This is a genomic window from Terriglobus sp. YAF25 (assembly GCF_052113305.1).
Taxonomy (GTDB): domain Bacteria; phylum Acidobacteriota; class Terriglobia; order Terriglobales; family Acidobacteriaceae; genus Terriglobus.
Genome location: NZ_JBFRCY010000887.1, coordinates 1 through 1,599, shown reverse-complemented (window position 1 = coordinate 1,599; position 1,599 = coordinate 1). Strand labels below are relative to the sequence as shown.

General features: G+C 58.2%; 2 protein-coding genes. One reads left to right on the top strand and one right to left on the bottom strand.

Annotation, left to right across the window (positions count from 1 at the left end; translation table 11 throughout):
* The coding region (locus AB4043_RS24870; RefSeq protein ID WP_442308443.1) for a hypothetical protein at window positions 1-223 on the bottom strand (223 nt) is incomplete at its 3' end.
* 37 nt (window positions 224-260) lie between these two features.
* Here AB4043_RS24870 and AB4043_RS24865 point away from each other — a divergent pair.
* On the top strand, window positions 261-1,599 hold a 1,339-nt coding region (locus AB4043_RS24865; protein WP_442308442.1), incomplete at its 3' end, for a PAS domain S-box protein.

Below are 1,599 nucleotides of genomic sequence, written 5' to 3'. Positions count from 1 at the left end.
CGCGTCTATGGGCGTTTTCCGCAATGAAAACGCCGCCGCACGCCCCTTCCGGGATACTCGGCAACCGGGAAAACGCTCTCAGTGCACCAAATCTGATAGTTTTCATTGCTCTCTCGTTTGCGTAGAGCATTTCCCTGTAGGCGTACAGTAGGGCTTCCGCATCTATAAGCGTTTTTTCCGCAATGAAAACGCTGCCGCATTTCTCTTTCGGGATACCCAGCAACAGGGAAATGCTCTAGGATGCATAACGTTAGATAACGATGAAGAGCAGCCTGATCCGGGACGAGCAGTTAAGGCTTCGCGCGCTCGAACAATACGAGATTCTCGATACTCCGGCAGATTCGGCGCTGGACGAAATCTCGCGTCTGGCAGCGCAGATCTGCAATACTCCGGCAGCCGCGGTCGGCCTTCTGGACACGAATCGGATCTGGTTCAAGTCTCACCCCAACTGGGAGACGCCGGAACTGGTCCGCAACGCCTTTCCCGGCGATGAGACGCTGCAGGATGCGAACGTCTATGAGATTCCCGATCTGTCACGGAACAAGCGCTTTGGAGCGAACGGTATTGCCCTGGGAGATGCGACCTATCGTTTTTATGCGGGTGCTCCTCTAACGACTCCGGATGGGGCGCGTATCGGCCTCCTGTGTGTTCTGGACACCGTGCCGCGCACTTTGAACGATCAGCAGGTGGAGGCGTTGGAGGTCCTCGCTCGCCAGATCGTCACCCGGCTGGAACTCAGCACCCGGATGCGATCGATGGATCGTGCGTCCCGCACGCGGCAGCGTGTGGAGACAGCTCTTACCGTGGAGCGCAACTTCGTCTCTGCAGTGCTGGATACCGTGGGAGCCCTGGTTGCGGTGTTGGATACGGCTGGCCGTGTCGTCCGATTCAATCGCGCCTGCGAGGTCATCTCCGGATATCAGGTCTCGGATCTGATAGGCCAGCATCTTTGGGAGAAGCTGATTCCGGAGGAAGATATCGAGGACGCGATTGCGACCTTCGAAAGCATCGCCCGCGGCAACTTTCCCACGACCTTCGAGAACTTCTGGCGGACGCGCGATGGAAGCATGCGTCATATCGCATGGAGCGCGACAGCTCTGCTGGATGAACAGAATGAAGTGGCCTTTATCATCGCCACCGGCATCGATGTCACCTTGCAGCGGGAAGCCGAGGCTACTCTGCGTGAGAGCGAAGCAAGGTATCGCCAGTTGATTGAGGGTTCTCTCGGTATGGTGTTTACCCATGCCGAGGATGGAACGCTGATCAGCCTGAATCGTTACGGCGCGGAGAGCCTCGGGTACAGCATCGATGAGATGGTAGGCAAGCCGCTGGCGGACTTTGTTCCGGCCGACGAAGTGGATGCCTTGGAGGCGTACCTGCAGGCGGTCTGCACCAGCGGAGAGGCTCAGGGAGAGCTGCGTTTGTGTCACCGCAATGAGGAAGTTCGGGTCCTTGCCTACAGGAACCGGCTGATTGAGACCGAAGGCCGGCCGTTCTACGTGCTCGGCTTCGGCGTTGATATTACCGAGAAGGTTGGAGCCGAAGAGCGTCTGCGTGCACTGCGCCGTCAGAGCGACTCGATCCTGGCCAGCGTTGGTG